At 66.4% G+C, this 4,272-nt stretch carries 5 protein-coding genes; 4 read left to right on the plus strand and 1 reads right to left on the minus strand.

Annotation, left to right across the window (positions count from 1 at the left end; all coding sequences use genetic code 11):
• The first annotated feature begins 161 nt into the window (after positions 1 to 161).
• A complete protein-coding gene (locus tag VW23_RS25095) occupies positions 162 to 1,394 on the plus strand; it encodes an aminotransferase class V-fold PLP-dependent enzyme (RefSeq protein WP_201788096.1) in 1,233 nt (410 codons plus the stop codon).
• A gap of 97 nt (positions 1,395 to 1,491) precedes the next feature.
• Entirely contained in the window at positions 1,492 to 2,394 is a 903-nt protein-coding gene (locus VW23_RS25100; RefSeq protein ID WP_069912219.1) for a DMT family transporter, read from the plus strand.
• 1 nt (position 2,395) lies between these two features.
• Here the strand turns inward: VW23_RS25100 and VW23_RS25105 are convergent, their stop codons facing one another.
• Complete coding sequence (locus tag VW23_RS25105; RefSeq protein WP_069912220.1) at positions 2,396 to 2,791, minus strand: DUF2147 domain-containing protein; 396 nt, start codon at positions 2,789 to 2,791, stop codon at positions 2,396 to 2,398.
• 329 nt (positions 2,792 to 3,120) lie between these two features.
• On the opposite strand from VW23_RS25105, the gene VW23_RS25110 reads away from it, so the two are divergent.
• Positions 3,121 to 3,720, plus strand: a complete 600-nt coding sequence (locus VW23_RS25110) for a thymidine kinase (RefSeq protein WP_069912223.1) — start codon at positions 3,121 to 3,123, stop codon at positions 3,718 to 3,720.
• The gene (locus tag VW23_RS25115) at positions 3,717 to 4,109 is read left to right on the plus strand and encodes an acyl-CoA thioesterase (RefSeq protein WP_069912221.1); all 393 of its coding nucleotides are present in this window, start codon (positions 3,717 to 3,719) and stop codon (positions 4,107 to 4,109) included. The genes VW23_RS25110 and VW23_RS25115 overlap by 4 nt, the downstream gene beginning before the upstream one ends.
• Positions 4,110 to 4,272 lie beyond the last annotated feature (163 nt).

Below are 4,272 nucleotides of genomic sequence, written 5' to 3' on the forward strand. Positions count from 1 at the left end.
CGTCTGTGTGAGCGTCTCCCTCCCCCTTGCGGGAAGGGGACAGGGGTGGGGGTCCACAGCCACCGGCCTCGCCGTGCCCATCCCCCGTTATCCACACGCCGCATTGCCGCAGTCACAGCGCTCCGCTAACCATCGGGCATCTGATCTTCCGAGCGCCACTCATGACCGCCCTGCCCCTCGACACCGACCTGATCCGCGCCGAGTTCCCGGCGTTTCGTGAACCGAGCCTCGATGGCTGGGCCTTTTTCGAGAACGCCGGCGGCTCCTACACGTCGCAGCAGGTGCTTGGCCGGCTCGACCACTATTATCGCGCTACCAAGGTGCAGCCCTATGGCTTCTACCCCGCCTCGCGCGAGGCGGGTGCGGCTATGGACCTGGCGCATCGCCGCATGGCACAGGCGCTCAATGTCGGCATGGACTGGATCCATTTCGGCCCCTCCACCTCCGGCAACACCTATACGCTGGGCAATGCCTTTGCCGGCTGGCTGAAGCCCGGCGACGCCGTCGTCGTCACCAACCAGGACCATGAGGCCAATGGCGGAGCCTGGCGCCGGCTGGCCGATCGGGGCATCGTCATCCGCGAGTGGCAGGTCGACCCGGTCACCGGCCACCTCGATCCCGCCGCGCTCGACAAGCTGCTTGATTCGAAGGTCCGCGCCGTCTGCTTCCCGCACGCCTCCAACATTGTCGGCGAGATCAACCCGGTCCACGAGATCGTCCAGAAGGCCAAGAGCTTTGGCGCCGTCACCGTGGTCGATGGCGTGTCCTACGCCCCGCACGGCCTGCCCGACCTGCTCGAGCTCGGCTGCGACGTCTATCTGTTCTCCGCTTACAAGGTGTATGGCCCGCATCAGGGCGTCATGGCGATCCGCCCCTCGCTGGCGTCGGAGCTGCCCAACCAGGGGCACTTCTTCAACGACACCCAGCCGCGCAAGCGCCTGACGCCGGCCGGCCCCGACCATGCCCAGATCGCTGCCACGGCGGGCGTGGCGGATTACTTCGAGCGCGTCGCCGAGCTGGCCGGCGACCGCGTGGAAGGCGCCAACCCATTCCGCAAGGCCCATGCCGCGATGCGGCTGCAGGAGGAGATTCTCCTCGCGCCGCTGATGGAGTTTCTCCGTTCGAAGAACAATGTTCGCCTCATCGGCCCCACCGATCCCACGAAGCGCGCGCCCACCGTCTCCCTGGCGCTCGGCGAGCTTGCCGTCGAGGCAGCCGACCGACTGGCTCGCCACAAGGTCATGGCCTCGGGCGGCCATTTCTATGCCTACCGCCTGCTCGAGGCGCTCGGCCTCAACCCCGGCCACGGCGTGCTGCGCGTTTCCTTCACCCACTATACTTCGCCCGCCGAAGTGCAGCGGCTGATCGAGGCGCTGGATGCGGAGCTGAAGTAAGGCTCACTGCAGCAGACGGCCCCCATCACGCCTGCTGATCGAACCCATCGCCAAAATCCTTTCGACGCGATGCCGTCGCTCCGGCTACACAGCGCCGATGTCCCGTCCGCTCGCCGTCCTGCTGCTGCTCATTGCCACCGCCATCTGGGGGCTCGCCTTCGTCGCCCAGAAGGCCGCCATGGCGCATATGGGACCGCTCACCTTCAGCGGCACGCGGTTCCTGCTCGGCGGCGTGGCGCTGCTGCCCTTCGCGCTCATCGAGCTCCGCCGCAAGGGGCCGGCAGCCGGCCCGTTCACGCCGCGGCTCTGGCTGCAGATCGCCGTGTTGTGCGCCGCCTTCTTCGCCGGCTCGCTGCTGCAGCAATACGGCCTCGCCCAAACCAGCGTCACCAACTCGGGCTTCCTCACCGCGCTCTACGTGCTGTTCGTGCCGCTGATTGCCTTCCTGGTGCTGCGCGCCCGCCCGCACCCGATCATCTATCTGGGCGCCCCGCTGGCGCTGGTCGGCATTTTCTACCTGAACGGCGGACGGCTCGAGAGCTTCAATTTCGGCGACATGCTGGTGGTGGTCAGCGCCGTGTTCTGGGGTGGCCACGTCTTCATGCTCGGGCTGCTGAGCCGTGAAACTGGCCTGCCGGTGGTGCTCTCCGCCATCACCTTCCTCAGCGTCGGTGTCGTCTGCGTCATGCTCGCCTTCGGCTTCGAGACGCCGAACCTTGCCGATATCGCCGCCGGCTGGGTGCAGATCCTCTATGTCGGGCTGATGTCCACCGCGCTGGCCTTCACGCTGCAGGCCATCGCACAGCAGCACGTGCCGGCCGCCAATGCCGCTATTGTCCTGTCGGCCGAGAGCCTGTTCGCCGCGCTCGGCGGCGCCCTGCTGCTGGGCGAGCGCCTGCCCCTCATCGGCTATGCCGGCGCGGCGCTGATCTTCTTCGCCATCATCCTGGTGGAGGCCATCCCGGCACTGCAGCAGCGCCGGGAAACCAAGCCAGCCTGAACTACTGCACCCGTGTGAGGGTGATCTCGCGGCACACCACGATATAGGCGCAGGCCTTGACGTTCATGGTGTTGGCGCCCTTCAGCGTCAGCGTCGCATCGCCGGTCTGGCCGAACAGGCTCAGCTTGCCCTTCCAGCGCCCCTGCCCGCTCGGCTTCGCCTTGTCGATCAGGTAGGTGTTGAGGTACGGCCGGTTCTTGTCGCTGTCCATGTTGCCGCGCAGCGCCACGACCTTGATGCACAGCTGGGCATTGTCCTTGCCGCACATGCTCATCTCGTAGTCGGAGTTCTTGTCCGGGCGCCACATGCCGGTGACATCGACGCCCTGCGCCATGCTCGGGCCGGCCATCGCCGCCGCCATCGCCAAACCCAATCCAGCCTTCCAGAAGCTCTTCATTTGCCACTCCAGCAGCCCTGCCCGCAGCTCTCCGCTACGGCTTGATAATGTCGCCAATATGAAACCATTCGTCATCTGCTTGTCACGTCGCCTCAATAGCTTGCGGGTGTCCGGAACGTCCCCCATTGTTCCGGCCTAGACCCGGTTGCACCCGCCACTATCGGCAACCGGATGGTCCTTATGAGCAGGACATCGCCGCCAACTCGTATGTCCTGCGCCGAGCCCCAATTCGGCATTCTAATCGGCCGCCCCCGCCAGGCGGCCGATTTTTTGTTGAGAGCGACCGATTGGCCTCGCCGCCGCCCCGCGCCTGCGGCATGAACAGCCGCATGGCCAAGCTCTACTTCTCCTATTCGGCGATGAACGCCGGCAAGTCGACCCTGCTGCTGCAGGCCTCCTACAACTATGTCGAGCGCGGCATGCGCACGCTGCTGTTCACCTCCTCGCTCTATGCCGAAGGCGATGTCGGCCGCATCACCTCGCGGCTGGGCATCTCCGCCGAGGCCGAGATGTTCGACGGCGAGGACGATCTGTTCCAGCGCGTCAACGACCACATCCAGGAATCGAAGGTCGATTGCGTCTTCGTCGACGAGGCGCAGTTCCTCACCACTGACCAGGTCTGGCAGCTCGCCCGCGTCGCCGACCGGCTCGATGTGCCGGTGATGTGCTATGGTCTCAGGACCGATTTCCAGGGCAAGCTCTTCCCCGGCTCCTCCGAGCTGCTCGCTGTCGCCGACGAGCTGCGCGAAGTGCGCACCATCTGCTTCTGCGGCCGCAAGGCCACCATGGTGGTGCGCCGCGACACCGAAGGCGGGGCGCTCACCGAGGGCAACCAGGTGTCGATCGAGAAATCGGTCTATGTCTCGCTGTGCCGACGCCACTGGGAAGAAGAAATCGGCCGCTGGCCGCCGAAAGGACCTCGCGCATGACTGACGCTACCGCCACCGCCGAGCCCAACGGCGCGCTGACCATCCGTACGCTCGCCATGCCGGCCGACACCAATCCGGCCGGCGACATTTTTGGCGGCTGGGTGCTGAGCCAGATGGATATCGCCGGGTCGATCTGCGCCGTCGAGCGCGTGCAGGGCCGCGTCGCCACCGTGGCGGTCGAAGCCATGACCTTCATCGCGCCGGTCAAGGTCGGCGATGTGCTGTGCGTCTACACCACGATCGAGCGGGTCGGGAACACCTCGATCACCATCGCCATGGAGGCCTGGGCCCGCCGTAACCGCCTCGCCGACCGGGTGAAAGTTACCGAGGGCCGCTTCGTCTACGTCGCCCTCGACGACCAGGGCCAGAAGCGCGTCATTCCCCGCTGACCCCGCCGCCGTTCACCACCGGCGTCCTGCTCTGCTTCCCCCGCCCCCTCGCCCAGTTCGCCGCCGTGCTGTCCCTCGCCGTGCACCTGCTGCGGAGTACCTCTCTCGTCTCCCTCCCGGTGTTCATCCGCCTCGCCGGACACCATTCTACTACCCCCCCAGC

The sequence above is a fragment of the Devosia insulae DS-56 genome (genome assembly GCF_000970465.2).
GTDB classification, from domain to species: domain Bacteria; phylum Pseudomonadota; class Alphaproteobacteria; order Rhizobiales; family Devosiaceae; genus Devosia_A; species Devosia_A insulae.

Coding starts and splice junctions, on each gene's coding strand:
- VW23_RS25110 (WP_069912223.1), top strand. CDS start 3,121: ATGGCCAAGCTCTACTTCTCCTATTCGGCGATGAACGCCGGCAAGTCG.
- VW23_RS25095 (WP_201788096.1), top strand. CDS start 162: ATGACCGCCCTGCCCCTCGACACCGACCTGATCCGCGCCGAGTTCCCG.
- VW23_RS25105 (WP_069912220.1), bottom strand. CDS start 2,791: ATGAAGAGCTTCTGGAAGGCTGGATTGGGTTTGGCGATGGCGGCGGCG.
- VW23_RS25100 (WP_069912219.1), top strand. CDS start 1,492: ATGTCCCGTCCGCTCGCCGTCCTGCTGCTGCTCATTGCCACCGCCATC.
- VW23_RS25115 (WP_069912221.1), top strand. CDS start 3,717: ATGACTGACGCTACCGCCACCGCCGAGCCCAACGGCGCGCTGACCATC.